The organism is Kribbella sp. HUAS MG21 (genome assembly GCF_040254265.1).
GTDB lineage: Bacteria > Actinomycetota > Actinomycetes > Propionibacteriales > Kribbellaceae > Kribbella.
In genome coordinates this window covers 1,748,528-1,771,869 of record NZ_CP158165.1, presented here as the reverse complement: position 1 = coordinate 1,771,869, position 23,342 = coordinate 1,748,528, and the positions used below count along the sequence as shown (strand labels likewise).

The 23,342-nt window shown below is 69.2% G+C and carries 20 protein-coding genes; 11 read left to right on the top strand and 9 right to left on the bottom strand.

Annotated elements, in window-relative coordinates; all coding sequences use genetic code 11:
- Positions 1 to 32: 32 nt before the first annotated feature.
- The 8 genes from ABN611_RS08440 to ABN611_RS08405 all read left to right on the top strand — a co-directional run bounded on the left by ABN611_RS08440 (position 33) and on the right by ABN611_RS08405 (position 7,431).
- Positions 33 to 1,823 (top strand): peptide ABC transporter substrate-binding protein, encoded by a 1,791-nt coding sequence (locus ABN611_RS08440; RefSeq protein WP_350279243.1) that lies wholly within the window; start codon positions 33 to 35, stop codon positions 1,821 to 1,823.
- Position 1,824: 1 nt separating this feature from the next.
- The gene (locus tag ABN611_RS08435; protein WP_350279242.1) at positions 1,825 to 2,802 is read left to right on the top strand and encodes an ABC transporter permease; all 978 of its coding nucleotides are present in this window, start codon (positions 1,825 to 1,827) and stop codon (positions 2,800 to 2,802) included.
- Positions 2,789 to 3,727 carry an ABC transporter permease gene (locus tag ABN611_RS08430; protein ID WP_350279241.1) on the top strand — a complete coding sequence of 313 codons (939 nt, stop codon included), beginning with the start codon at positions 2,789 to 2,791 and terminating at the stop codon, positions 3,725 to 3,727. Before ABN611_RS08435 ends, ABN611_RS08430 begins: the two co-directional genes overlap by 14 nt.
- Complete coding sequence (locus ABN611_RS08425) at positions 3,724 to 4,701, top strand: ABC transporter ATP-binding protein (RefSeq protein WP_350279240.1); 978 nt, start codon at positions 3,724 to 3,726, stop codon at positions 4,699 to 4,701. Before ABN611_RS08430 ends, ABN611_RS08425 begins: the two co-directional genes overlap by 4 nt.
- Positions 4,694 to 5,566, top strand: coding sequence for a dipeptide/oligopeptide/nickel ABC transporter ATP-binding protein (locus ABN611_RS08420; protein ID WP_350279239.1), 873 nt, complete (start codon positions 4,694 to 4,696; stop codon positions 5,564 to 5,566). Before ABN611_RS08425 ends, ABN611_RS08420 begins: the two co-directional genes overlap by 8 nt.
- 704 nt (positions 5,567 to 6,270) lie before the next feature.
- Complete coding sequence (locus ABN611_RS08415; protein ID WP_350279238.1) at positions 6,271 to 6,705, top strand: SRPBCC domain-containing protein; 435 nt, start codon at positions 6,271 to 6,273, stop codon at positions 6,703 to 6,705.
- On the top strand, positions 6,692 to 7,051 hold the full coding sequence (locus ABN611_RS08410) for a metalloregulator ArsR/SmtB family transcription factor (RefSeq protein ID WP_350279237.1): 360 nt from the start codon (positions 6,692 to 6,694) through the stop codon (positions 7,049 to 7,051). Before ABN611_RS08415 ends, ABN611_RS08410 begins: the two co-directional genes overlap by 14 nt.
- Before the next feature lie 2 nt (positions 7,052 to 7,053).
- Positions 7,054 to 7,431 carry a VOC family protein gene (locus ABN611_RS08405; RefSeq protein WP_350279236.1) on the top strand — a complete coding sequence of 126 codons (378 nt, stop codon included), beginning with the start codon at positions 7,054 to 7,056 and terminating at the stop codon, positions 7,429 to 7,431.
- Here ABN611_RS08405 and ABN611_RS08400 read toward each other — a convergent pair.
- The 4 genes from ABN611_RS08400 to ABN611_RS08385 all read right to left on the bottom strand — a co-directional run bounded on the left by ABN611_RS08400 (position 7,428) and on the right by ABN611_RS08385 (position 12,497).
- Positions 7,428 to 7,955, bottom strand: a complete 528-nt coding sequence (locus ABN611_RS08400; protein WP_350279235.1) for a GNAT family N-acetyltransferase — start codon at positions 7,953 to 7,955, stop codon at positions 7,428 to 7,430. The genes ABN611_RS08405 and ABN611_RS08400 overlap by 4 nt on opposite strands.
- Positions 7,956 to 8,224: 269 nt before the next feature.
- A complete protein-coding gene (locus ABN611_RS08395; RefSeq protein WP_350279234.1) occupies positions 8,225 to 9,373 on the bottom strand; it encodes a DegT/DnrJ/EryC1/StrS family aminotransferase in 1,149 nt (382 codons plus the stop codon).
- Positions 9,355 to 11,124, bottom strand: coding sequence for a hypothetical protein (locus ABN611_RS08390; protein ID WP_350279233.1), 1,770 nt, complete (start codon positions 11,122 to 11,124; stop codon positions 9,355 to 9,357). The genes ABN611_RS08395 and ABN611_RS08390 overlap by 19 nt, the downstream gene beginning before the upstream one ends.
- 68 nt (positions 11,125 to 11,192) lie before the next feature.
- Complete coding sequence (locus tag ABN611_RS08385; RefSeq protein WP_350279232.1) at positions 11,193 to 12,497, bottom strand: hypothetical protein; 1,305 nt, start codon at positions 12,495 to 12,497, stop codon at positions 11,193 to 11,195.
- Between the two features lie 57 nt (positions 12,498 to 12,554).
- On the opposite strand from ABN611_RS08385, the gene ABN611_RS08380 reads away from it, so the two are divergent.
- A complete protein-coding gene (locus ABN611_RS08380; RefSeq protein ID WP_350279231.1) occupies positions 12,555 to 12,779 on the top strand; it encodes a hypothetical protein in 225 nt (74 codons plus the stop codon).
- A gap of 71 nt (positions 12,780 to 12,850) precedes the next feature.
- Here ABN611_RS08380 and ABN611_RS08375 read toward each other — a convergent pair whose 3' ends face one another.
- The 5 genes from ABN611_RS08375 to ABN611_RS08355 all read right to left on the bottom strand — a co-directional run bounded on the left by ABN611_RS08375 (position 12,851) and on the right by ABN611_RS08355 (position 18,571).
- Positions 12,851 to 13,507: a Rid family hydrolase gene (locus ABN611_RS08375; protein ID WP_350279230.1), complete on the bottom strand. Its 657-nt coding sequence runs from the start codon at positions 13,505 to 13,507 to the stop codon at positions 12,851 to 12,853.
- Positions 13,504 to 15,084 carry an FAD-dependent oxidoreductase gene (locus ABN611_RS08370; protein ID WP_350279229.1) on the bottom strand — a complete coding sequence of 527 codons (1,581 nt, stop codon included), beginning with the start codon at positions 15,082 to 15,084 and terminating at the stop codon, positions 13,504 to 13,506. Before ABN611_RS08370 ends, ABN611_RS08375 begins: the two co-directional genes overlap by 4 nt.
- Positions 15,085 to 15,197: 113 nt before the next feature.
- A complete protein-coding gene (locus ABN611_RS08365; protein ID WP_350279228.1) occupies positions 15,198 to 15,968 on the bottom strand; it encodes a serine protease in 771 nt (256 codons plus the stop codon).
- Between the two features lie 9 nt (positions 15,969 to 15,977).
- Positions 15,978 to 18,098, bottom strand: a complete 2,121-nt coding sequence (locus ABN611_RS08360; RefSeq protein ID WP_350279227.1) for a glycosyltransferase — start codon at positions 18,096 to 18,098, stop codon at positions 15,978 to 15,980.
- Positions 18,095 to 18,571, bottom strand: coding sequence for a hypothetical protein (locus ABN611_RS08355; RefSeq protein ID WP_350279226.1), 477 nt, complete (start codon positions 18,569 to 18,571; stop codon positions 18,095 to 18,097). Before ABN611_RS08355 ends, ABN611_RS08360 begins: the two co-directional genes overlap by 4 nt.
- Positions 18,572 to 18,831: 260 nt before the next feature.
- On the opposite strand from ABN611_RS08355, the gene glgX reads away from it, so the two are divergent.
- Together glgX and treY are read left to right on the top strand one after the other, a co-directional pair.
- Positions 18,832 to 20,949, top strand: coding sequence for a glycogen debranching protein GlgX (gene glgX / locus ABN611_RS08350; protein WP_350279225.1), 2,118 nt, complete (start codon positions 18,832 to 18,834; stop codon positions 20,947 to 20,949).
- The gene (treY, locus tag ABN611_RS08345) at positions 20,946 to 23,342 is read left to right on the top strand and encodes a malto-oligosyltrehalose synthase (protein WP_350279224.1); all 2,397 of its coding nucleotides are present in this window, start codon (positions 20,946 to 20,948) and stop codon (positions 23,340 to 23,342) included. The genes glgX and treY overlap by 4 nt, the downstream gene beginning before the upstream one ends.

The following is a 23,342-nucleotide window of genomic DNA, read 5'->3' as shown; positions in this document are numbered from 1 at the left end:
TCGAGTTCAGGACGCCAGAAAGGCGGCACTCCATGGCCAACCGCGCGAGCTCGGTTCCCCCTGTCGGCCAGACCCGGCGTGACTTCCTGCGACTGTCCGGTCTGACGCTGGCCGCGCTCGGCGGCAGCTGGTCGCTGACCGGTTGCGGCCTGTTCGGCGACGACGGCGGCAAGGCGGGCGACGGCAAGGCGACGTTGAAGATCGACTACGTACCGGTCGAGGTGCTCGACCCGCAGGTGATCACCAACGGCATGTGGATCCTCAGCCGAGGGATCTCCGAGGGCCTCGTCGTCCAGAACGAGAAGGGCGACGGGGTCACGCCGGCCGTCGCGTCCGAGTGGAAGGTCTCGGACGACCGCCTGACCTACACCTTCACCCTGCGCGACAACGCGAAGTGGTCCGACGGCAAGCCGGTCGTGGCCCAGGACTTCGAGCGCACCTACAAGCGGCTGTTCACCCCGGCCGCGACCTCGGCCGGGGGCACGACCCTCGGTGCGAACAGCTACCAGGCGTCCACCGGGATCAAGGGCGCCAAGGAGTTCCTGGCCGGCGTGCTGACCGACTGGTCGCAGGTCGGTGTGAAGGCCAACGGCGACCACGAGCTCGTGCTCACGCTGGCCAACCCGAATCCGGACTTCCTGCTGGCCCTCACCCACCCGGCGATGCTGCCGTTGCCGATGGACCTGGTCGAGAGCAAGCCGAAGGAATGGCAGAACCCGCCGAACTACGTGTCCAACGGGCCGTACACGGTGACCGAGTGGGTCGCGAACTCGCGGCTGATCCTGGTGCCCAACGAGAACTACTGGGAGCGCGACAAGGTCAAGCTGGGCCGGATCCAGGTGAACCTGGTCGAGCCGAGCGCGGCCGCGACCGCGACGGTGGCGTACGAGAACGGCGAGACGGACCTGGTGCAGCTCAGCGGTCCCGACGTACTGCGGTTCCAGAAGGACGCGGCGCTGTCGAAGGAGCTCCAGCAGACCGAGAACTACAGCATCCTCTACCTGGCGAAGCTGCGCAGCCAGCACAAGGCGATGGAGGACGTCCGCGTCCGCAAGGCGTTGTCGCTCGCGCTCGACCGCAAGACGCTGGCCGGTGTGCAGCCAGGTCAGCAGCCGGGCGTCTCGCTGGTGACCAGCCGGACCGGCGGCTGGGACGAGAGCATCGCGATCAAGGAAGACGTTGCCGAGGCCAAGCGGTTGCTCGCCGAGGCCGGCTACCCGAACGGGCAGGGCCTGCCGACGATCCGGATCCTGGTCGGCGTACCGGACACCACGCTCGCCGACGCGATGGTGGACAGCTGGACCAAGCAGCTCGGCATCAAGGCGAGCGTCGACCACGTCGAGGCCGGTGTGTACACCGAGCGGCGCTGGCAGGTCCAGAAGGGCGACTACATCGGCTGGTACTACGGTACGTTCGCCGGCCTGCCGACGTGGCCGACGATGGTCGGCTCGCTCTGGTCGCCGAAGAACGTGCAGGAGATCAGCCTGCCGAGCGACCAGTGGCAGAAGTACCAGGCGGTGCAGGAGGACAAGAAGCTCAAGCCGGCGGACAAGACCGCCCAGCTCGACGCCATCCTCGCCCAGCACGCCTCGAAACCGGCGAAGGACATCGCCGCGCTGGCCGACCAGGCCGCGTCCGAGCCGGACGACGCGAAGCGGATGGACCTGTACAAGCAGGCCGCGAAGCTCCGCGAGGAGCAGTACCTGTTCGTGCCGGTGCTCTGGCTGAGCCTCTTCCACGCGGTCAAACCGAAGGTGCAGGGCCTGCAGTTGCGGGCGTATCCGGACTACTTCTACCTCAAGTCGCTGAGCGTAGGGAGCTGACGTGGGGCTCGCGGTCTACATCGGCAAGCGGGCGGTGCGGCTGGTCCTGTCGATGATCGCGGTCTCGATCCTGACGTTCACCCTGCTGCAGCTCGCGCCGGGCAACTTCGCCGACCTGCAGCGGGTGAACAGCGGCGCCACCAACTTCGGCGGCGTCGGCACGGAGTCGATGGTCGGCGAGCTCGAGTCCCGGTACGGCGCCGACGTACCGGTGTGGAAGCAGTACCTGATCTTCATGAAGGGCGCGGTGGTCTGGGACTTCGGGCCGTCGTACAAGTACGCCAGCCGCACCGTGCAGGACATCATCGCGGAGGCGTTCCCGGTGTCGGCCACGCTCGCGGTGCTGGCGGTGGTGCTCGCCTTGCTGATCGCCGTACCGATCGGGGTGTTCGCGGCGCTGCGGCAGAACACGAAGACCGACCACGCGACGATGTTCGTCGTCACGCTCGGCCATGCGTTGCCGAGCTACCTGACGGCGGCGTTCATGATCCTGTTGTTCTCCGCCACGTTGAAGTTGCTGCCGTCGGGCGGCTGGAACGGGCCGGAGGACCTGATCCTGCCGGTGCTCGCGCTCAGCCTCGGGCCTGCCGCCGTACTGGCGCGGTACGTGCGGTCGAGCATGCTGGAGACGCTTCGCGAGGAGTACGTCACCGCCGCGCTGGCCAAGGGCGGTCCGCGGCGGACCGTCATCGTCCGGCACGCGCTGCGCAACTCGCTGATCCCGCTGGTCACCGTGGCCGGTCCGCTGCTCGCGGCGCTGATGACCGGCACGGTTTTCGTCGAGGCGCTGCTGCGGATCCCGGGCCTCGGGCTGTACTTCGCCAACGCTGCCGCCAGCCGGGACATGCCGTTGCTGATGGGTACGGCGTTGTTCTTCGCGCTGATCCTGATGCTGACCAACCTGGTCGTGGACCTGATCTACGGACTCCTCGACCCGCGTATCCGCACCGTGGGAGGTGGATCCCATGACGGCCACTGAGGGGGTCGAGGCCGCCGGCGAGGCCGCCGCGCTCGGGAGTACGACCGAACCGGAGCCGATCGAACGCGGGACCACCGCGCGCGGGCCGTGGTCGCGCGCGTGGTCGCGGTTCCGCCGGCACCGGCTAGCGTTCGGCAGCCTGATCTTCTGCGCGCTGCTGATCCTCACGGCGCTCGCGGCACCGCTGATCGCGCCGTACGGCTATGAGGAGACCGACATCCAGCACAAGCTGGCCGGGCCCGGGTCCGAGGGGCATCTGCTCGGCACCGACCTGCTCGGGCGGGACATCCTCAGCCGGTTGATCTACGGCCTGCAGACGGCGCTGACCGTTGCCTTCGGCGCCGAGTTGACGGCGCTCGCGTTCGCGCTGGCGATCGGGTTGCTCGCGGGGTACCTCGGCGGGCGGGTCGAGCAGGTGCTGATGGCGTTCACCGACGTGATGTACGCGTTCCCCAGCTACCTGTTCGCGGTGGTGATGGTGACCGTGCTCGGTCGGAGCATCTTCGCGCTGGTGGTCGCGATCGGCATCGCCTCGTGGGTCACCCAGGCCCGGCTGGTCCGGGCGCAGGTGATGACGATCAAGGAACGCGAGTACGTCGAGGCGGCCCGGTCGATGGGCGCCAAGGGCAGCACGATCGCGATCCGGTACATCCTGCCGAACGCGATCGGGCCGATCCTGGTCACCACCAGCTTCGCGATCCCGGCCGCGATCGCCGCCGAGGCCGGCCTGGCGCTGCTCGGCCTGGGCGTGCAGCCGCCGACCCCGTCGTGGGGCGCGATGATCAGCGAGGGCAGCCGGTACCTGCTCGCGGCGCCGCACATGCTGGTCGCCCCGGCGGTGCTGTTCGCGCTGACACTGCTGGCCTTCACCTGGATCGGTGACGGCGTACGCGATGCCTTCGACCCGAGTGGGGAGCAGCGATGACCGAGGACGCGTTGCTGTCGGTGCGGGAGCTGCGGACGACGTTCCGGCGCGACGGCGCGGAGCCGTTGACGGCGGTGGACGGCGTGTCGTTCGACGTACAGCGTGGACAGGCGCTGGCGATCGTCGGCGAGAGTGGCAGCGGGAAGAGCGTCACGATGCGCAGCGTGATGGGCATCCTGCCGCGGACCGCGCGGATCACCGGCGGGCAGGCGCTGTTCGGCGGGCGGGACCTGCTGGCGATCGGCGACAAGGAGCTGCGGCGGGTCCGCGGGCGGGACATCGGGATGGTCTTCCAGAGCGCGATGGAGGCGATGAACCCGACGCTGACGCTGGAGCGGCAGCTCACCGAACACCTGCTGTGGCACGGGATCTGTACGAAGGCCGAGGCTCGGCAGCGCGCCGTACGGGCGCTGGGTGACGTGGGGATCCCGGATCCGGAGAAGCGGATCCGGACGTACCCGTTCCAGCTGTCCGGCGGGATGCGGCAGCGGGCGATGATCGCGATGGCGATGGTGACGGAGCCCGCGCTGCTGATCGCGGACGAGCCGACCACCGCTGTCGACGTCACGGTGCAGCGGCAGTTGCTGGATCTGTTGGCGGAGCTGAAGAACCGCGGCACGGGCGTCATCATGATCACCCACGACCTCGGCGTCGCCCGCTACTTCTGTGATGACGCGGTCGTGATGTACGCCGGTCGCGTGGTCGAGCGGGCGCCGATGGACCGGCTGCTCGACGATCCGCGGCATCCGTACACCGTCGGGCTGCTTGGATCGGGGGTGGAGGTCGGCGGGCGGGACTTGCCGCTGCGGCCGATCCCCGGCAGTCCGCCGGATCTCTCACATCGTCCTGAAGGCTGCCCGTTCCATCCGCGGTGCGCGCGGGCCGAGCTGCCGAGGTGTGCGACCGACCAGGAGCTCCTGACCATCGGCCCCGGCCGCGACGCCGCCTGCTGGAAGGTGACCGTAGATGCCTGACGAACTGGTAGGCGCTGGGTCTGGTGATGTGGTGCGCGCTGGGTCTGGTGATGTGGTCCGCGCTGAGTCCGGTGACCGGGTCCGTGCCGAGTCTGACGAGCTGGTGCGTGCCGAGTCGGTGACCAAGGTCTTCCGGAGCCGGGCCGGCGAGGTGCGCGCGGTCGACGACGTGACGCTGACCGTGCATCGCGGCGAGACGCTGGGTCTGGTCGGGGAGAGCGGCAGCGGGAAGTCGACGATGGCGCGGCTGATGATGGGGCTGCAGAAGCCCACCTCGGGCCGGGTCTCGTTCGACGGCCGCGACCTCAGCACGCTGCCGGCGCGCGAGCTGCGGGAGCTGCGGCCGCGGATGCAGATGGTCTTCCAGAACCCTTACGGTTCGCTCCTGCCGCACTTCAGCGCGATCGGCAACGTGATGGAACCACTGCGGCTGCATGAGCGCGGCGACAAGGAGTCGCGTCGTACGAAAGCTCTCGAGCTGTTGGACCTGGTGGGCATCAACACCGGGCACGCGGAGCTGTACCCGCGGCAGTTCTCCGGCGGCCAGCAGCAGCGCATCGCGATCGCGCGAGCCCTCGCGCTCGAACCGGACCTCCTGGTCTGCGACGAGCCGACCTCCTCCCTCGACGTCTCGATCCAGGCCCAGATCCTGGAACTCTTCACGGATCTCCGGGATCGGCTCGGCCTGTCGTTCCTGTTCATCTCCCACAACCTCGCGGTCGTAGAACGCCTGGCCGACCGGGTAGCCGTTATGAACAAGGGCCGCCTGGTCGAGCAGAACACCACCGAAGCCCTCTTCAATTCACCGCAGGACGACTACACCCGCCAACTCCTCTCCGCCGTACTCCCCATCCGCCAGACCTGAGGAAGCCCCCGCGTGCCTCCGCGGGCGCTTCCTTCGTCGCTCCGCTCCTCAACGCACCCGCTACGCGCGCTCCCCACCCACCCCCGGGCTTAGCGCCCGGACATCTGCTTCCGGCTCGCGCCGGTTGTTTCCGGCTACCGCCGGGGGATCCGGCTGACGCCGGTGTGTTCCGGCTACCGCCGGGGGATCCGGCTCGCGCCGGTCGTTCCGGCTGACGCCGGTTGTTCCGGCTCGCGCCGGTGGTTCCGGCTGACGCCGGTGGTTCCGGCTGACGCCGGGCCATTCCGGCTCGCGCCGGTCGTTCCGGCTGACGCCGGTTTTCGGCTCGCGCCAAGTGTTCCGGCTTGCGCCGGGAGTTGTCGGCTGCCACCGACGTGGTGCTCGCTGCGCTCGCGGGTGACTGCGGGCTGTGGGTGGCTGAGGGGATCGTGGGACGTCGAGGGGTCGACTCCGACAGCTTGAAGCATCGCGGTGGTCCGCCAGCTCGGAGGAAGCGCTCTGCGTGCTTCACGGTAGCTGCTGTCGGCGCTCCGCTCCTCAGTGCACACTACGCGCGCTCCCATCCACGCCCGGGCTCCGCATCCGAACAGTTGCTGGTGCGCCGGACGTTCGGCCGGCGTCTGCATCTCACGCTTGTAGGTGTTCATCGCAACTGTTAGGTTGCTATTGTGATGGCAACTGGATGGTTGCGAAAGGGTGAGGGTGTGGTTGGGGACAGGATTGAGCGGGAGATCGTGTTGCGGCATCCCGTGGAGCGGGTTTGGGCTGCGTTGACTACTGCCGAAGGGTTGTCGCAGTGGTTCGGGTCGGTGGCTGAGGTTGAGTTGCGGCCTGGTGGGCGGGCCTATTTTCGGTGGGAGGACCTTGACCAGGAAACCGTCGCCACGGTTGCGGTGGTGGATCCGCCGTACCGGTTTGCGTTTCGGTGGCCGATCGAGGGGTGGGTGGGGGATGACGCGCCCATGACGCTGGTGACGTTCACGCTGGAGCCTGTGGGGGACGGGACTCGGCTGCGTCTGGTGGAGAGTGAGTTCACCCAGGCTGCCGATGATGTTGCCCGGTCAGCGCATGAAGCCAACAGTCAGGGATGGACCGTCGAACTCGGTGACCTGGAGAACTATCTCGATGCGGTCGTCTGAATCACAGGAGCAGGCCGTCGCGGTGTTCGGGGCGCTTGTTGATCCGACGCGGCGCGCGTTGCTGGACGAGCTCGCGCGTGCCGGACCCGCGACCGTGACCGAGTTGGCCCGGCGGCTGCCGATCAGTCGGCAGGCTGTGGCCAAGCACCTTGAGCAGCTCGTCGAAGCAGGCCTGATCAGTTCCGATGAGCCGGTCGGCCGGCGACACCCGTACCGGTTGGAACCAGCGCCTATCCGCGCGGCACAGGTCTGGCTGGCCGCGCTCGCCAATCGCTGGGACGACCGGCTGACCGCGCTGGAACGCGCACTGGACGCCACCCCGAACTCCGACCAAGGAGCCAGCTGACCATGAACCAGCCCGTGTTCACCGCCGGCCTGAACATCGCCATGAAGATCCCCAAGGCGCAGTACGAGGCCACTGTCGCCTTCTATCGCGACGTCCTGGGGTTCGATGTGAAAGAGGAGGACGTTTCCTACGCGCCGACCGTCTCGAGGACTCATTCGGTGCGGTTCGGTCCTAACACGCTGTGGCTGGACTGCGTCGACAACTACAGCCAGCCGGACCTGTGGTTGCAGCTCCACACCGATGACCTGGACGCGGCGTCTGCCACGCTGGCGGCTGCCGGCATCCGCCCGTGTGACGAAGTCGAACCACTGGACGAATCCAGAACCCACTGGATCAAGAACCCGGCCGGTGTCGTTCACCTGCTCGCAGAAGCTCGCTAGCGGGTGATTCGGAAGAGGACGTTGGGGCGCAGTGGGCCCTCGGGTTCGGTGGGGTTGTCGAAGTCTTCGGCGGAGTTGTGGGTCATGCCGAGGCGGCGCATGACTGCTTGGGAACGGGTGTTGGTGGCGGTGGTCACGGCGAGGATCTCGGGGAGGTTGAGGGTGTCGAAGCCGTACGTCAGGACCGCGCGGGCGGCTTCGGTGGCGTAGCCGTGGCCCCAGGCCGAGCGGGCCAGGCGCCAGCCGATTTCCACGCCGGTGAACGGCATGCCGTCGTCCACCTTGTCCAGGCCTGCGAAGCCGATGAACTCGCCCGTCGCCTGCACCTCGACCGCCCACCAGCCGTAGCCGCGCTCGTCGAACTCGGTCTGAAAAGCAGCAACGGAAGCGTCGCTCTGCTCGCGGGTGAGCACCTCGCCCAGGTGCTCCCGGACCTCCGGGTCGGCGTTCATCGCGGCCCACGGTTCGAGGTCGGACTCCCGCCACCGGCGGAGGATCAGGCGATCGGTGCGCAGTTCGGACATATCGCCCAGCCAACGTGAGATACACGCACGAGGCAATCAGTTTTCGGTTCCAGTTTGCCGAGTCGTGGATTCTGGCAGCGCGCGGGCAGCCACGTTCCACGACTGGGCGAACCGGCCCGGAACCGTTGTCCACGACTCGCCGACCCCGCTACAAGGATGGAGCCGGGGCGGGGAGGATTTTCCGCCCGGAGGGGGAAGAGATGCTCCCCACCTCAGCTCGGGGCGCGTTGGCCGGCGTTGCTCTAAAACTCTTCCCTGCTTGTGTTCCGTCAGGCGGTGACCGCCTTGGTGATGGTCGTGGCGATGGAGCGGGTTTGGTCTTCGGTGCCGAGGAGGTAGGGCTGGGGGAGCCAGATGGTGTCTGTGGAGACCTGGTCGGCGTTCGGGCAGTTTGCTTCGGGGTACGGCTGGTTCAGGCGGGTGGTGATTGCCTGCGAGTCGCGGAGTACGGCGGCGTTGCGGTGCAGGGGGACGTAGCCGGGTGAGACTCGGGTGATGCCTGCCGCGGTCAGGGACTCCAGTACGGCGTCGCGGCCGGGGATGCGGAGGAGGAACAGGTGGCGGCCGTGGGCGGTGATGGCGGGGTCCTCCGGTGCCAGTTGGATGCCGTCCACGTCGGACAGGAGTTCCGTGAGGAGCCGGGCGTTGCGTTCGCGGAGTTCCTGGAGGCGCGGGTGCCGGCGGAGTTGTACGCGCAGGATCGCGGCCTGGAACTCGGTCAGCCGCAAGTTGTACCCGACTGTCTCGTGCTGGTACCAGCCACCGCCAGGCACCCGGCCGACGTTCACCAGCGAGTACAGCGCACCGGCCAGCTCCGCGGAGTCCGTGAGCACCGCGCCGCCCTCGCCGGCGGTGATGTTCTTGCTGCTCTGAAAGCTGAACGTCCCGAGGTCCCCGATCGCGCCGACCGGCCGGCCCTTGTACGCCGCTCCGTGCGCCTGCGCGGCGTCCTCGATCACGGTCAGGCCGTGCCGGGCCCCGAGCGCCCTGAAGGCGTCCATGTCCGCGGGCCGCCCGGCGAGGTGGACGACCACGACCGCCTTGGTCCGCGAGGTGACGGCGGCCTCCGCGGCGACCGGGTCGAGCAGGTGCGTGTCCGGGTCGATGTCCGCGAACACCGGCACCGCACCGACGAACAGCGCCGCCGACGCGGTCGCGATGAACGTGTACGGCGGCACGATCACCTCGTCGCCGATCCCGACGCCCGCCGCCCTCAAAGCGATCGCGATCGCCAGCGTCCCGTTGACCAGACAGACCGCGTGCCCGGCCTGCTGGTACTCCGCGAACTCCCGCTCGAAGGTCGCGACGACCTCCCCGCTGGTGCTGCCCCAGTGCCCCGAGTTGAGCACCTCGAGCAGCGCCTTCGCTTCTTCGTCGCCGTATTCCGGCCAGTCCGGCATCATGGCGTGACCACCCATCTGTTGTCTCCAGCAACAATGTCCGAGGTCAGTTCCACAAAACAACGTCCGAACCGCGTCACGGTGCGCGCAGACCCCGAGCCCTCCTTGACCACCGGCTCGGTCCCAGAGTTCGGTACGGCGAGCAGCACCGCGGCGCCCGGCACTGCCTCGTCCGCGAGAGCTCGCACCGCGACACCGTCCGGGTGCGGCTCGATCGACAACGAGACTCCGCGCCGGCTGCGCTCCCAGCTGTTGATCCGGGTGGCGGTCCACCACGGCATCCCGCGCCGCCGAGCCTCCGCCGCGACCTCGAGACACGCCGCCCGCGTCGGCGGCCGCAGGTTCAGGTGCGGTCCGTGGAACAGGAAATGCGCGACCCCGTGCACCGCCTGCGCACCGTCCAGGATCACGTCCCGTACGGACGCATGCCCGGCCCAGGCGAGATCCTGCGTGTGTAGCGGCAGGTTGAGGACGTCGTACAACCGATTGCCCTCGGCAACCGGTGCGAGTGGGAAGGACACGTGCGAAGCGCCGAACGTGAAACCCACATCGCCCTGTTTGCTGGGCCCGCGCGACTCGTCGATCTGGATGCCCAACCGCTCGCACCAGCGGTAGAACTCCGTCCAGCCTTCCCACCGCGTGTAGTGGTTCTTGTTCGAGACGATCTGCTCGGTCCCGGTGACGGCCTGCGCCCAGGCGTACTGCGCCCGCACCTGCGGCCAGCCCCACACCGCCAGGTCGGCGTCGCCCATCGCGTTGTAGTGCAGGGCATTCTCGTGCCCGGCCGCGGTGATCTCGGCGTACAGCTCGGGCGAGTATCCGCCGGGGAACACATGACACCAGGTGACCTCGACGCCTGCCTCGGCGAACGCGTCCAGCGCCGCCCGCCCGTCGGCTTCGACGTTCTGGTCGGAGTCGTGCGACATGTGCGCGACCGCGTCGATGCCGGACGGCCAGTACCAGAGCCAGGGCACCGTGGCGCCGGACTGCTCGGCCGCCCACCACACGCTCTGCGCGAACAGCGAGCACCACCAGTCGGCCTGCGGCTGGTCGAACATCGGTACGGCGCTCGGCGGCGGGTACACGTGCTGGAACTCCGGGTCCAGCGGCGGCTCACCCGGCGGCATCGCCCGGTCCCGCTCGAAGCTGAGCACCATCCCGTCCTCGCACTTGAGGATGTCGTCGTCGATCGGGGCCGTGCCGTCGGCGGCCGGCGTACCGTCGGCGGTGACGGCGTACCCCTGCTGGATGCGGACGATGCTCTGCCAGACGTCGACGCCGTACGTCAGCACCGCACCCGCGTCGACGCGGTGCAGGGTGATCGCGGCCGTGTCGTCGTCATCCCAGCGGGCGAGTACTTCGGCCTCGCCGGTCAGGCGGGTCCCGCCGACGGCGTGCAGCGCGACCGGCGGGCGCGAGGACCAGACCGGGGTGTCTCCAAGAACGACGTGGGCGTCCGGGACCGAGCCGCTCGCCGTGACCCCCGCGAGCGCGGACAGTGGACCGGGATCGCCGACGACGAGCAGCACGCCGCCGTCGCGCACCCACTGCTCGAGTTCGGCACTCGGTGCGGTGTCCGGGGTGGTCGGGAAGACCAGTACGGAGACCCCGTCCGGCGGCGCGCCCGGCGAGATCGACTGGTAGGGAAGCCGGAGATGCCCGAGCACCTCGGCCAGATAGACCCACCAGGCGTCCTGACCCGCCCGGTGGGCCCGCTCGATCGCGGCCTGGTCGTCCACCACTGCGACTGCATGAAGGGGTTCTGGCACGCGACCACCCTGCCCCAGCCGCAGAGCTTCGGCAAGACCTGAATAGCTCTTATGGGTGTCCGTAATAACTACCGGGGAATCTTCTCCACAAGAAGTTGGTACGGCCGCGGCGGGCGGCCGAGTTTGCTCGAGCGGGGTGGAGGCATCGGCCAGGCGAGGCCCTCGTCGACCAGGGTGCTCAACGTCCGGCGTGCGGTGCGCAACGTGACGCCGAGCAGTTCGGCGACCTTCTCGGCGTCGACGATCCGTTCGGTGTCGTTCGCGTTCTCGAGTTGCTCGGCGAGCGTGGCCAGGATCTGCAGGGCGCGCGAGTCCGTCGGTACCGGCCGTTCGGCGGTGCGGTGGCGCTCGCCGGGGACCTGCAAGACGAAGCCGTGCGGTCCGACCACGAACGCCGTACCGCCGCCGGCCGCCTTGTCGACGGCCGACTGGGCGTTCACCTCCGCCTCGCGGGTCGACGAGCCGAGCCCGATGCCGACCTCGAGCCGGATCCCGAGCTCCTCGCCGATCCGGTCCAGGAACGGCGCCATCGACAGGTTGTCGGTGGCCAGCCGCAACGAACCCATCGTCGTGACGATCAGGAAGCTGTGCTCGTCACGCGGTACGACGGCCGCGTCCATCGGCCGGGCGTCGCGCAGCAGCTCGCGGTGCAGCGACAGCCGCAGCTCCTGGTACCAGTAGGCGCTCGCGCTGGCGTGTGCGGGCAGCGAGGCCGCGGGCACCCGGACGATCATCGTGACGATCCGGGACTCCTCGAGCTTGGCGCCGCTGCCCATCAGGATCGCGGTGGTGAGCGCCTGCCGGATCGTCATCGACGACGGCGTCATCCGCAGCGTCGGTACGCCGGCCTCGCGGAGCGCGACGTCCACGGTCGGGACCGTCGTCACCGCGCCCGTGGTCCGGCCGCGCTGGTGCAGCGAGCGGTGGAAGTCGAGGAACGTCTCGGCCGACTCCGGTCCGGTGTACTCCTTCAGCCGGACGCCGGACACACTCAGCCCGACCTCTTCGTAGACGTGCTTGAGGTCGCGCCGCGAGACGGTGTCGACGCTGATCCGCGACGGGTCGAAGACCTTCTCGAGAACGCCGCGGAGCAGGGTCGAGAACAACGCCGGTCCACCGCTCGGCACGTACGTCGCCGGCACCGGCAGCCCGCCGGCGACCGCGACGTCGTACGGCAGCGGCCCGGCGAACAGGAACGAGTCGACCCGCGAGGCGATCCGCGAAGCCTGCTCCTGCGCGTCGCGCTCGTCGGAGTACACGGCTGTGATCAGCCGCAGCCCGGGGTTGTCCAGTTCCCGCGCCAGGTCCATGATCCGACGCACGATCTGCTCGGCCCCGACAACGCCGACCGTCACCTGCTCATGCGTCGCCACCCCGCCAGGTTAACCGGCTCGTCCGCGCGCGGGCGGGACGGCGCGTAGGCTGTGAGGATGCCAAGCATCGTCTTGCGGGTCCGGCTTGTGAGTGGTGACCAGTTGGACGTCACCTATGAGGAGCCCACCGCTGCCGATCCGGCCGACGTCGTCGAGCACGCGGTCGCGGCACTCGTGGACGATGCAGGTCTGCTTCGGTGCAGGCACGGCGAGCGTGCCGTCGTGCTGTACGCGCGCGGAGTGGCGGCCATGGAGGTCGCGCCACGGGGCGCTGTTCTGTAAGGGGCCGGACGCCCTGGCCGCCGTGGCCAGGGCATCCGGCAGTGGTTCAGCGTTTGGTTCAGCGTCTGGGTTCAGCGTCTGGGGTAGGCGGCGTCGACCTCCACTTCGACGAGCCAGCCGGTGACCGGGAGGTTCTCGATCTCGAGGGCGAAGCGGGACGGGCGGGACTTGTTGACCACGAAGGGTTTCGCGGGTGGGGCGGTGCCGAGCGGGACGGGGACGTAGGCGCCGGTGGTCAGGTCGGTGTTGGCGAAGTACTGGCGGTACGCCCGGTTCCAGCCGGCGAAGTCGGCGGTTGCCGCGCCGGACGGGTTCTGCAGGAAGACCCGCATCGTGTAGACGTCGGCGTACGACAGGCCGGCCGCCGCGAGGTTCTCGCCGATCCGGCGGGGCACGTTGATGCCCTGCGCCTCGGTGATCGTGACACCCGCCGGCAACGTCCCACCGGGGAAGACCGCGGTGTCGATGTACGACGCCTCGGACCCGGCCGGGGCACCCGTGTTGAGCGCGGACGGCCCGATCCCGCTGGTCTTGTAGACGGGAGTGTTCGCGCCGATCCCGACGCCGGACGCGATCATCGGGTTGGACTGCCCGGCCGGGAGCGCCGGAACGACGGTGCCGGGAGCGGGCGGCTTCGGCTTGTTCCACCAGCCCGCCGCGGTGGTCGCGCCACCGCCGAAGGACAGTGCGACAACAGCGATTCCGGCGATCCACGAGCTTCGCTTCATCGGTTCACCACCCGGGTGTGCAGCGCGGTCACGGCCGCGCGGGCTGACACCATCGCGCCGTGCTGCCAGGCGATGGCGTGGGACAAGTGGTCGCCGGCGAAGTAGATGTTGCCGGTGGCATCGAGCAGCCGGCCGTAGATCCCGTCGGTCTGCGACGGCCAGCTCACCCACGCCGCCTCGGAGTACTTCGTCCCGATCCAGTTCACGGAGAACGCTGCCTTCACGTTCTTCGTGTAGACGTCGCCGTGCACCTTCGCGCCTTGCGCCAACGCGCGCTCCAACCGGCCGGCCGGTGTCAGCGCGCCGTACAGATTCGCGTTGGCGCCTGTGTTGTAGTACCCGATCACCGTGCCGCGCTCGCCGTGGAAACCGTACGACGGGTACCACGTGTTGACGGTGTCGAGACTGCTGTTGGTGATGCCGCCGTAGATGCGGTGGTCCTCCTCCCACCAGCGGCGGCCGTACTCGATCCCGATCTTGCCCGCGTTCGTCGGCCGCGCGTACTTGAGCGCCTCGAGGATCGGCGCCGGCAGGTTGGACGGGACCTTCGCGGCCAGGTGCGGCGGCAGCGTGCAGATCGCGTAGTCCGCGGTCAGCATCCGGGTTCGCGATCCACTCGTGTAGACGACCTCGACGCCGGACGACGTGTTCCGCAGTCCGGTGACCTCGGCGCCGTACCGGATCTTGTCCTTGCCGATCGCCCGCTCGAACGCGTACGGGATCCGGTCCATCCCGCCGACCGGCTGGAACATCATCATCGCCTGGTCCCAGCCGAACTCGAACTGGAAGTAGTTGCCGACGCCGCTCGCGAACACGTCGCTGAGCGCGTACGGCGCCGCCGTCGTACCGCCCTCCATCCCGGCGCCCGGCTCCACCGTGTAGCCGCGCCGCCCGTCGGTGCCGGTGTAGGCGAACCCGGCCGCCTTGTTCCCGATCGCTCCGAAGCTGCTGAGGAACGAGATCAGCGCCTGCTTGTCGGCCGCGGTCAGCTTGTGGTCGAGGGCGCCTTGGTCGGCGGCCGTCGCGAGCAGTTCGGCGACGTACCCGTAGACGTCCGCCTTCGCGGTGCGGTGCCGGATCGGCTTGCCCGACAGGGCGCTGGTGCCCTCGCGGTACAGGTACGCGTCCGCGTTCTGGTTGACGAACGGCTCGATCGCGACGCCGAGCTCGCGGCAGTAGTCGAGCGTCACGTGATGCTGCGGGAGCCGCGCCGGCCCGGCGTTCATGTACTGGCCGGGCGAGAACGTCGCGCGCTGGGTGGTCCCGGCCAGGTCGGTCTCGACGGTGCCGCCGCGCACGGTCCAGTTCCGGCCGCCCGGACGCTGCCTGGCCTCGAGCAGCGTGACCTTGTAGCCGGCCTTCAGGAGTTCGTACGCCGACGTGAGTCCGGCGATGCCGGCGCCGAGGATGACGACGTGCTTGGCGCCGCGACCGGTGAGGTCCGCGCGCGACGGGGCGGCGTACGCCGGGGTCTCGGCGACGCCCGTGAGGCCGAGCGCCGACATGGTGGAGTACAGCACCCCTGCTCCACCGGTGATCCCGACCTGCTGCAGGAACTGACGTCTGGTCTGCGCCATGCCTTCTCCTCACTGGGCAACTGGTAGCTGACCAGAAAGGTAAGGACATGATGTTTTAGGTCCGTGTCAGGACCGTGACGTATTGACGCTCGTACCGACAGGTATGTTTCGGGTTAACGAACCTGTTCGAGGATGGCCTTCGCGGCACCCGCGATTTCCGTGTAAACACCAGGTTTTCCGGGCTGTGCGCAGCCCTGGCCCCAGGAGACGACGCCGAGCAGGCGGCCGTTGAGGACGAGCGGGCCGCCGGAGTCGCCCTGGCACGCGTCGATGCCGCCGTCGACGTACCCGGCGCAGATGTTGGTCGCGGCCGCGTACCCGTTCGCCACGTAGCCCTGGTTCGCCAGGCAGGTCTTGTCGCCGAGGTCCGGTACGGCGGCCTTCTGCAACGTCTCGTCCGGGCCCGTGCCCTGCGTGTCGCCCCACCCGTAGACAGTCGGTACGACGCCCGCGCGGTCCGCCCGGGCCCGCGTCTCCAGAGGCAGCACCGGCACGCCGGTGAACGGCTCCGCCAGCGTCAGTACCGCCACGTCGTACCGATGGTCCTTCGTGTTGTACCCCGGGTGCACCCAGACCTTGCTGATCGCCGACACCCGCCCGACCGACTCGTCGGCGAGATCGGCGCGCCCCTGCACGGCGTAGTACGTCGAGGCCGCCTCGTCCATGCAGTGCGCGGCGGTCACGATCTTGTCCGCCTGCACCAACGCCGCTCCGCAGTACCGCCCGTTGGACGACACCGACTGCGTGTTGTTCAACGCGACAGCCCACGGCGCCTCGGCCGCACTCGTCACCGTCCCTCCGACGACCACAGGCTTTGCGCCGGCTGTCACGACCAGCAGCAGCGCGGCCATTACAGCGATACGTACTCCCCGTGAGATACCCATCGCTGTAGGTTAGCGAACGACTGGAGCCTGCAGGCTGCCGTACCTCTCCATGCGTTGCCAGCGGAGTCTGGTGCCGGCCAGGGCGGTGAAGACCGACTGGATGACCACCAGGTACATCAGCTGGCGGTAGACGAACTGCTGGAGGGGCAGCGTCCACAGCGGACCAGCACGCTCGCCGTCGAGCCAGAACGCGTAGAAGCCCATCGCCAGCTGCAACAGGACGAAGCCGGCCCAGACGGACAGGACACGGACCGGGTCGAGGAAGATCAGCCCGTAGATCGCGAACACGTCCACTACCGGCGCCAGCAGCGGCAGCAGGACCTGGAAGAGCAGGAGGTAGGTCAGCCCGCGACGGCCGAACTTCCCGGCCCGGCCGCGCTGGACCATCGCCCCGCGGTGCTTCCACATCGCCTGCAACGTGCCGTAACACCAGCGGTACCGCTGCCGCCACAGGGCGCCGACGGAGGCCGGGGCCTCGGTCCACGCGACCGCGCTCTCCTCGTAGACCACCCGCCACCCGTCCCGGCACAGCGCCATGGTCAGGTCGGTGTCCTCGGCCAGCGTCACGTCGCTCAGCCCGCCGATGCGTTCCAGCGCCGTACGACGGAACGCTCCGACGGCACCGGGTACCGTGGGCATGCACTCCGCGAGGTCGAACAGCCGGCGGTCCAGGTTGAACCCGATCACGTACTCGATGTGCTGCCAGCGCCCGAGCAGGCCGCGCCGGTTGCCCACCTTGGCGTTGCCCGACACGGCACCGACGGACGGATGCCCGAACGGCTGGATCAGCTTGCGGACCGCGTCCGGCTCGAAGACGGTGTCGCCGTCGACCATCACGACGATCTCGAACCGGGCCGCCTGCAGTCCCGTGTTCAGCGCGACGGGCTTGCCCGCGTTCGCCTGCCGGATGACGCGGACCCCCGGGAGTCGCAGCGACTCGACGAGGTCCGCCGTACCGTCGGTCGACCCGTCGTCGACGACGATCACCTCGAGCGGATGGTCGGACGCGACCAGCGAGCGGATCGCCGCCGCGATCCCCGCGCTCTCGTTGTACGCCGGGACGATGACGCTGACAGGCTCCGTCACCGGCGGTCCGTAGGTCCAGCCGCGCATCCGGGCGTGCCGCCGGGCGGCGACGACGGTCGTGATCGCCCGCAGGACGCTCAGCGCGCCGGCGGCGTACAACAGCCAGCCGATCACCGCCAGCACCGCGTCGCTGATCCGCATCGCCCAGATCACCGCGAGCCCGCGGCCGCGGTCGAGGATGCTCGCCTTCCGCGTCGGGTCCGGCAGGCCGACGGCGTCGCTGACCGTCGCGAACTTGAAGCCGCGCGCCTTCAGCCGGGGGAGCAGCTTGCTCAGCGCCTCGATGGTCTGCGTCCGGTCGCCGCCGGCGTCGTGCATCAGCAGCACCTGCCCGGCCTGGCTGCGGGGCATCGAGTTGGCGATCACCTGCTCGGTGCCGGGTTTGCGCCAGTCCTCGCTGTCCTGGGTGGTCAGGACGGTGAGGTAGCCGGCCTCGCGGGTGTGCTTGATCGAATCCCAGTCGCGGTCGCTGAGCGCGTTCGGTTCCGACGAGTACGGCGGCCGCAGCAGCGTCGTGGTGACACCGGTCGCGCCGGCCAGGATCAGCTGGCTCTGCCGGAGCTCGAGCGCGCGCCGCCAGCCGGCCGCGGTCGACAGGTTCGCGTGCGTGAAGCTGTGCACGGCGAGCTGGTGGCCTTCGGCGACCATCCGGCGGGCCAGGTCGGGGTGTGCGGCGACCGCGGTCCCGACGACGAAGAAGGTGGCGTGCACCTGGTGCTCGCGGAGCAGGTCGAGGATCTTCGGCGTCCAGACCGGATCCGGCCCGTCGTCGAACGTGATCGCGAGCGTGCGGGGCTTCGGCGCCACCGATCGCGGCGTACCGTCGCCGGCGTCGATCACCGGCCCACCGGCGGCGATCGAGCGCGGCACCGAGCCGGAGCCGCCGACCGGGGCGACCGCGCCGTCCGGTTCCGCGCCGAACATGTGGTGCGTGTAGCCGTTCAGCAGCAGCATGCTCGACAGACAGACCAGCAACATGGTCAGGACGATCCAGTGCGTCCGGAGCGGGACCTGCTTGGCCCGCCGTGCGACGGGTCTGCTCACGGCTGGGTCGGCGTCCTCGTCTTACCGGGCGGAACGGTCGGCTTGTTGCCGTGCGTCGTGGTGGTCGTCGCCGTCGGCGCCGGGGTCGTCGTGGTGGTGGCCGTGGAGGTCGGACCGGAACTCGGTACGACGGTCGGCGGCCCAGGCGTCAGCGGGCGGGTCGTGGAACCCGGAGGCGGCGCCGTCGTAGGCGCCGTGGTCTGGCCCGGCGTCGGCGGGACGGTCGGTACGACGGTCGGCGTGCTGGTCGGCACGGTGGTGGCGGGGCCCGTCGACGGAGGCGGTGTCGACGAGTCGCCGGACGGGCTGGTCTGCTCGGACGGTTCGCTGTCCGGTGTCGAGGAGCCGTCGGCCGGACGCGGTGTCTGCGCGGCGGCCTCGGCCGGCGGTTGCGTCGTACGGGGTTTGGCGGGTTCGGGGAGTGGGATCAGCGGCGTGTCCAGCTGCGGACCGCCGAGAAGACTACTGGCCATGAGGACGAGGTAACCGACAGTAGGGACGGCCAGGAAAGCGCCGGTCCTACGGATCGTGCGACGCCGGCGACCGGACGAGTCCAGGAACACCGGCCGCCGAGGGGAGGGCGACTTCACAAGCGCGAGAGCTTAGTCGAACCGAGTGAATATTGGGATATTCCGGATCTTGCAACAAGCTGCAACCTCGCGCTGCGTGAATTCTCGGAACTGAAACACCAGGCGGTGCGCTGACCGGGGGTGCGGGTGGCTACTGTCGTCAGGTGCAGAAATGGCCTGGCCGTCCTTACCCTCTCGGCGCCACGTACGACGGCGCCGGGACGAACTTCGCGCTGTTCTCGGAGGTTGCGGAACGAGTTGACCTGGCGCTGATCGGCGACGACGGGACCGAGCAGCTGGTGCAACTGACCGAGGTGGACGGTTTCGTGCACCACGCCTACCTGCCGGGCGTGCAGCCCGGGCAGCGGTACGGGTTCCGGGTGCACGGCCCGTACAACCCGGCCGAGGGGCACCGCTGCAACCCGTCCAAGCTGCTGCTGGACCCGTACGCGAAGGCCGTCGACGGGCAGATCGACGGCGACGAGTCGCTGTTCAGCTACCGGTTCGCGAAGCCCGACGAGCTGAACACGATGGACAACCGCGAGCACACGATGCTGTCGGTGGTGACGAACCCGTTCTTCGACTGGGGCAACGACCGGCCGCCGGACCACGCGTACCACGAGACGGTGATCTACGAGGCGCACGTCAAGGGCCTCACCAAGACCCACCCCGGCCTGCCGGAGAACATCCGCGGCACGTACGCCGGGATCGGGCACCCCGCGATCATCGAGCACCTCAAGGAACTCGGGGTGTCCGCGCTCGAGCTGATGCCGGTGCACCAGTTCGCGCAGGACGGGCACCTGCAGGAGCGCGGCCTGTCGAACTACTGGGGCTACAACACGATCGGCTTCTTCGCGCCGCACAACGCCTACTCCTCGACCGGCACCCGCGGCCAGCAGGTGACCGAGTTCAAGGCGATGGTGAAGGCGCTGCACGAGGCGGACATCGAGGTCATCCTCGACGTGGTCTACAACCACACCGCCGAGGGGAACGAGTTCGGCCCGACGCTGTCGTTCAAGGGCATCGACAACGCGGCGTACTACCGCCTGGTCGACCAGGACAAGACGCACTACTACGACACCACCGGCACCGGCAACAGCCTGCTGATGCGGCACCCGCACGTGCTGCAGCTGATCATGGACTCGCTGCGCTACTGGGTCACCGAGATGCACGTCGACGGGTTCCGCTTCGACCTGGCGGCCACGCTGGCCCGGCAGTTCCACGAGGTCGACCGGCTGTCGGCGTTCTTCGAGATGGTCCAGCAGGACCCGGTGGTGAGCCAGGTGAAGCTGATCGCCGAGCCCTGGGACGTGGGGGACGGCGGCTACCAGGTCGGCAACTTCCCGCCGCTGTGGACGGAGTGGAACGGCAAGTACCGCGACACCGTGCGGGACTACTGGCGCGGCGAGAAGTACACGCTGGCCGAGTTCGCGTCCCGGCTGACCGGCTCCTCGGACCTGTACCAGGACGACAGCCGCCGGCCGTTGGCGAGCATCAACTTCGTCACCGCCCACGACGGCTTCACGCTGCGCGACCTGGTCTCGTACAACGAGAAGCACAACGAGGCGAACGGCGAGGGCGGCAAGGACGGCGAGAGCCACAACCGGTCCTGGAACTGCGGCGCCGAGGGTCCCACCGAGGATCCCGAGGTACTGCGGTTGCGCGCCAAGCAGGAGCGCAACTTCCTGACCACGCTGCTGATCTCGCAGGGCGTGCCGATGATCGCGCACGGTGACGAGCTCGGGCGGACGCAGCAGGGCAACAACAACGTCTACTGCCAGGACAACGAGCTCTCCTGGATCGACTGGGAGCTGGCGGAGCCGCAGAAGGAGCTGCTGGAGTTCACCCGGTCGGTGGTCCGGCTGCGCAACAACCACCCGGTGCTGCGCCGGCGCCGGTTCTTCCACGGTGACACCGGCGTCGACGGCCTCGGCGACCTGGTGTGGTTCACGCCGAACGGCACCGAGATGCAGAACGGCGACTGGCAGCGCGACGACGCGCGGGCGATCGCGGTGTTCCTCAACGGCGACGCGATCTCCGAGCCGGACCCGCGCGGCGAGCCGGTCGTCGACGACTCGTTCCTGGTGCTGCTGAACAGCAACTTCGAGCCGGTCGACTTCCTGCTGCCGCCCGCGCAGTACGGCGAGAACTGGACCGTAGCCGTCGACACGACCAGTGCCACGGGCGCCGGGAGCGACGAGCCGCACGCGGCCGGCAGCACGGTCCAGCTGGAGGCCCGCAGCACACTGGTCCTGACCCGCCCCAGGCAGGCCGCCGGATGACGGGGATCCCGCAGGCCACCTACAGGTTTCAGCTCCGCGCGGAGTTCGGTTTCGACGACGCCGCCGCGGTGGTGCCGTACCTGGCGAGCCTCGGGATCTCCCACGCCTACCTGTCGCCGATCCTGCAGGCAGCGCCCGGCTCCACCCACGGGTACGACGTGGTGGACCACAGCCGGTTGTCCGAGCCGATGGGCGGCCGGCCCGCGTTCGACCGGCTCTCGGAGCGGCTCGCCGAGCACCGCCTGGGCGCCGTCGCGGACGTCGTACCGAACCATGTCGCGGTGCCGACGCCGGAGAGCCTGAACAAGGCGCTGTGGTCGGTGCTGCGGCTCGGGCCGGGTTCGCCGTACGCGGATTGGTTCGACGTCGACTGGGGCTCCGGGAACCAGCCGCTGCTGATGGCGGTGCTGGGACAGCGGATCGGCAAGGTGCTGGCCGACGGCGAGCTGTCCGTCGACGGCGACGTCCTGCGGTACTACGAGCACGAGTACCCGTTGCGGCCGGGTACGGAAGGCCTGCCGCTCGAGGAGCTCGTCACCGAGCAGTGGTACCGGCTGGCGCACTGGCGGGTCGCCGACGAGGAGCTGAACTACCGGCGGTTCTTCGACGTCGACACGCTCGCCGCCGTACGTCAGGAGACACAGGAGGTCTTCGACGCGACGCACCAGCTCCTGCTGGCGCTGCTGCACGAGGGCAAGCTGCACGGGTTCCGCATCGACCACCCGGACGGGCTGGCCGATCCACGCGGGTACCTGCGCCGCCTGGCCGAACGCACCGGCGGTGCGTGGGTCGTGGTGGAGAAGATCCTCGAAGGCGACGAGGAGCTCCCGCCTGACTGGCCCTGCGCCGGCACCACCGGGTACGACGCCCTGCTGCGCGTAGGCGGCCTGTTCGTAGACCCTGCGGGCGCTGCACCGCTAGCGGCCCTGCACTCCGAGCTGACGGGTGCACCGGCCGATTTCGGGCCTGTTGTCGAGCAGGCGAAGCGCGAGATCGTCCAGCACGGTCAGTACGCGGAGGTGCATCGCCTGGTCGAGCTGCTGGCCCGCATCTGTCAGGACGACGTACGGCTGCGTGACCACACCCGGCGGGCGTTCCACGAGGTCGTGGTCGAGCTGCTCGTCAACTTCGAGGTCTACCGCGCGTACGTCGTGCCGGGTGAGGAGCCGTCGCCGACAGCCGTGGCCGCGCTGGAACGGGCTGCGGAGAAGGCGCGCGCAAACCTCGACGAGGACCGGCAGGCGACGCTGGACGTGGTACTGCATCTGCTGCTCGGTCGGGAGACCAGCACGATCGACGAGCAGGCCAGGGCCGAGCTGATCGTGCGGTTCCAGCAGACGTGTGGTCCGGTGATGGCCAAGGGTGTCGAGGACACCGCGTTCTACCGGTGGCTGCGGCTCACGTCGCTCAACGAGGTCGGCGGGGACCCGGAGCACTTCGGTGTCACGCCGGAGGAGTTCCACGCGTACGCCTCCCGGCTGAACCAGCACTGGCCGAAGACGATGACCACCCTGTCCACGCACGACACCAAGCGGTCCGAGGACGTCCGGGCTCGGCTCGGCGTACTGTCCGAGCAGCCGGCCGCCTGGGCCGAGGCGGTCCGCGAGTGGCGGCGGCTGGCGGAGGACCACCGCAGCCCGTTGCTGGACGGCAGCACCGAGTACCTGTTCTGGCAGACGCTCTTCGGCACCTGGGACAACGGCCCGCTCGCCGAGGACCGCCTCCAGGGCTACCTGCTCAAGGCGATCCGCGAAGCCAAGCTGCACACGTCGTGGACGTCACCGGACTCCGAGTACGAGGAGACGGTCGCAGCCTTCGCAGCCGCGGTGCTGCACGACGACACCGTGCTCGCGGCCGTACGTCGGTTCGCCAACGAGCAGACGGCGTTTGTCCGAGCAGCCACGCTGGGACAGAAGCTGGTGCAGCTGACCATGCCCGGCGTCCCGGATGTGTACCAGGGGACCGAGCTGGTCGACCTGTCCCTCGTGGACCCCGACAACCGGCGGCCGGTGGACTACCAACAGCGCATCGAGCGGCTTCGGCGTCTGGACGCAGGTGGCAAGCCTGACGACCTGTCCGACGAGAAGCTGCTCGTGACGTCCCGCGCGCTCCGCCTCCGCCGGCAGTACCCGGATGCCTTTGCGGGCAGCTACACGCCGCTGCCGACGTCGAACGGACATGCTGTCGCCTTCGCGCGCGGAGACGCGGTCATCATGGTGGCGACCCGACTGCCCGCAGCACTGCAGCGTCTGGGTGGCTGGGGCGACAGCATGGTTGTCCTGCCGACCGGGCAATGGAAGAACGTGTTGACCGGTCGGGAGGTAGGCAGCGGCGCGGCCCGGATCGACGACCTGCTGACCGATCTGCCGGTTGCCTTGCTGGTCAGGAGCTGA

Excerpts from the sequence above, each read along its gene's own strand:
- ABN611_RS08440 (WP_350279243.1), top strand. The coding sequence starts at position 33 with ATGGCCAACCGCGCGAGCTCGGTTCCCCCTGTCGGCCAGACCCGGCGT.
- ABN611_RS08430 (WP_350279241.1), top strand. The coding sequence starts at position 2,789 with ATGACGGCCACTGAGGGGGTCGAGGCCGCCGGCGAGGCCGCCGCGCTC.
- ABN611_RS08425 (WP_350279240.1), top strand. The coding sequence starts at position 3,724 with ATGACCGAGGACGCGTTGCTGTCGGTGCGGGAGCTGCGGACGACGTTC.
- ABN611_RS08420 (WP_350279239.1), top strand. The coding sequence starts at position 4,694 with ATGCCTGACGAACTGGTAGGCGCTGGGTCTGGTGATGTGGTGCGCGCT.
- ABN611_RS08410 (WP_350279237.1), top strand. The coding sequence starts at position 6,692 with ATGCGGTCGTCTGAATCACAGGAGCAGGCCGTCGCGGTGTTCGGGGCG.
- ABN611_RS08405 (WP_350279236.1), top strand. The coding sequence starts at position 7,054 with ATGAACCAGCCCGTGTTCACCGCCGGCCTGAACATCGCCATGAAGATC.
- ABN611_RS08400 (WP_350279235.1), bottom strand. The coding sequence starts at position 7,955 with ATGTCCGAACTGCGCACCGATCGCCTGATCCTCCGCCGGTGGCGGGAG.
- ABN611_RS08395 (WP_350279234.1), bottom strand. The coding sequence starts at position 9,373 with ATGGGTGGTCACGCCATGATGCCGGACTGGCCGGAATACGGCGACGAA.
- ABN611_RS08380 (WP_350279231.1), top strand. The coding sequence starts at position 12,555 with ATGCCAAGCATCGTCTTGCGGGTCCGGCTTGTGAGTGGTGACCAGTTG.
- ABN611_RS08375 (WP_350279230.1), bottom strand. The coding sequence starts at position 13,507 with ATGAAGCGAAGCTCGTGGATCGCCGGAATCGCTGTTGTCGCACTGTCC.
- ABN611_RS08370 (WP_350279229.1), bottom strand. The coding sequence starts at position 15,084 with ATGGCGCAGACCAGACGTCAGTTCCTGCAGCAGGTCGGGATCACCGGT.
- ABN611_RS08365 (WP_350279228.1), bottom strand. The coding sequence starts at position 15,968 with ATGGGTATCTCACGGGGAGTACGTATCGCTGTAATGGCCGCGCTGCTG.
- ABN611_RS08355 (WP_350279226.1), bottom strand. The coding sequence starts at position 18,571 with ATGGCCAGTAGTCTTCTCGGCGGTCCGCAGCTGGACACGCCGCTGATC.
- treY (WP_350279224.1), top strand. The coding sequence starts at position 20,946 with ATGACGGGGATCCCGCAGGCCACCTACAGGTTTCAGCTCCGCGCGGAG.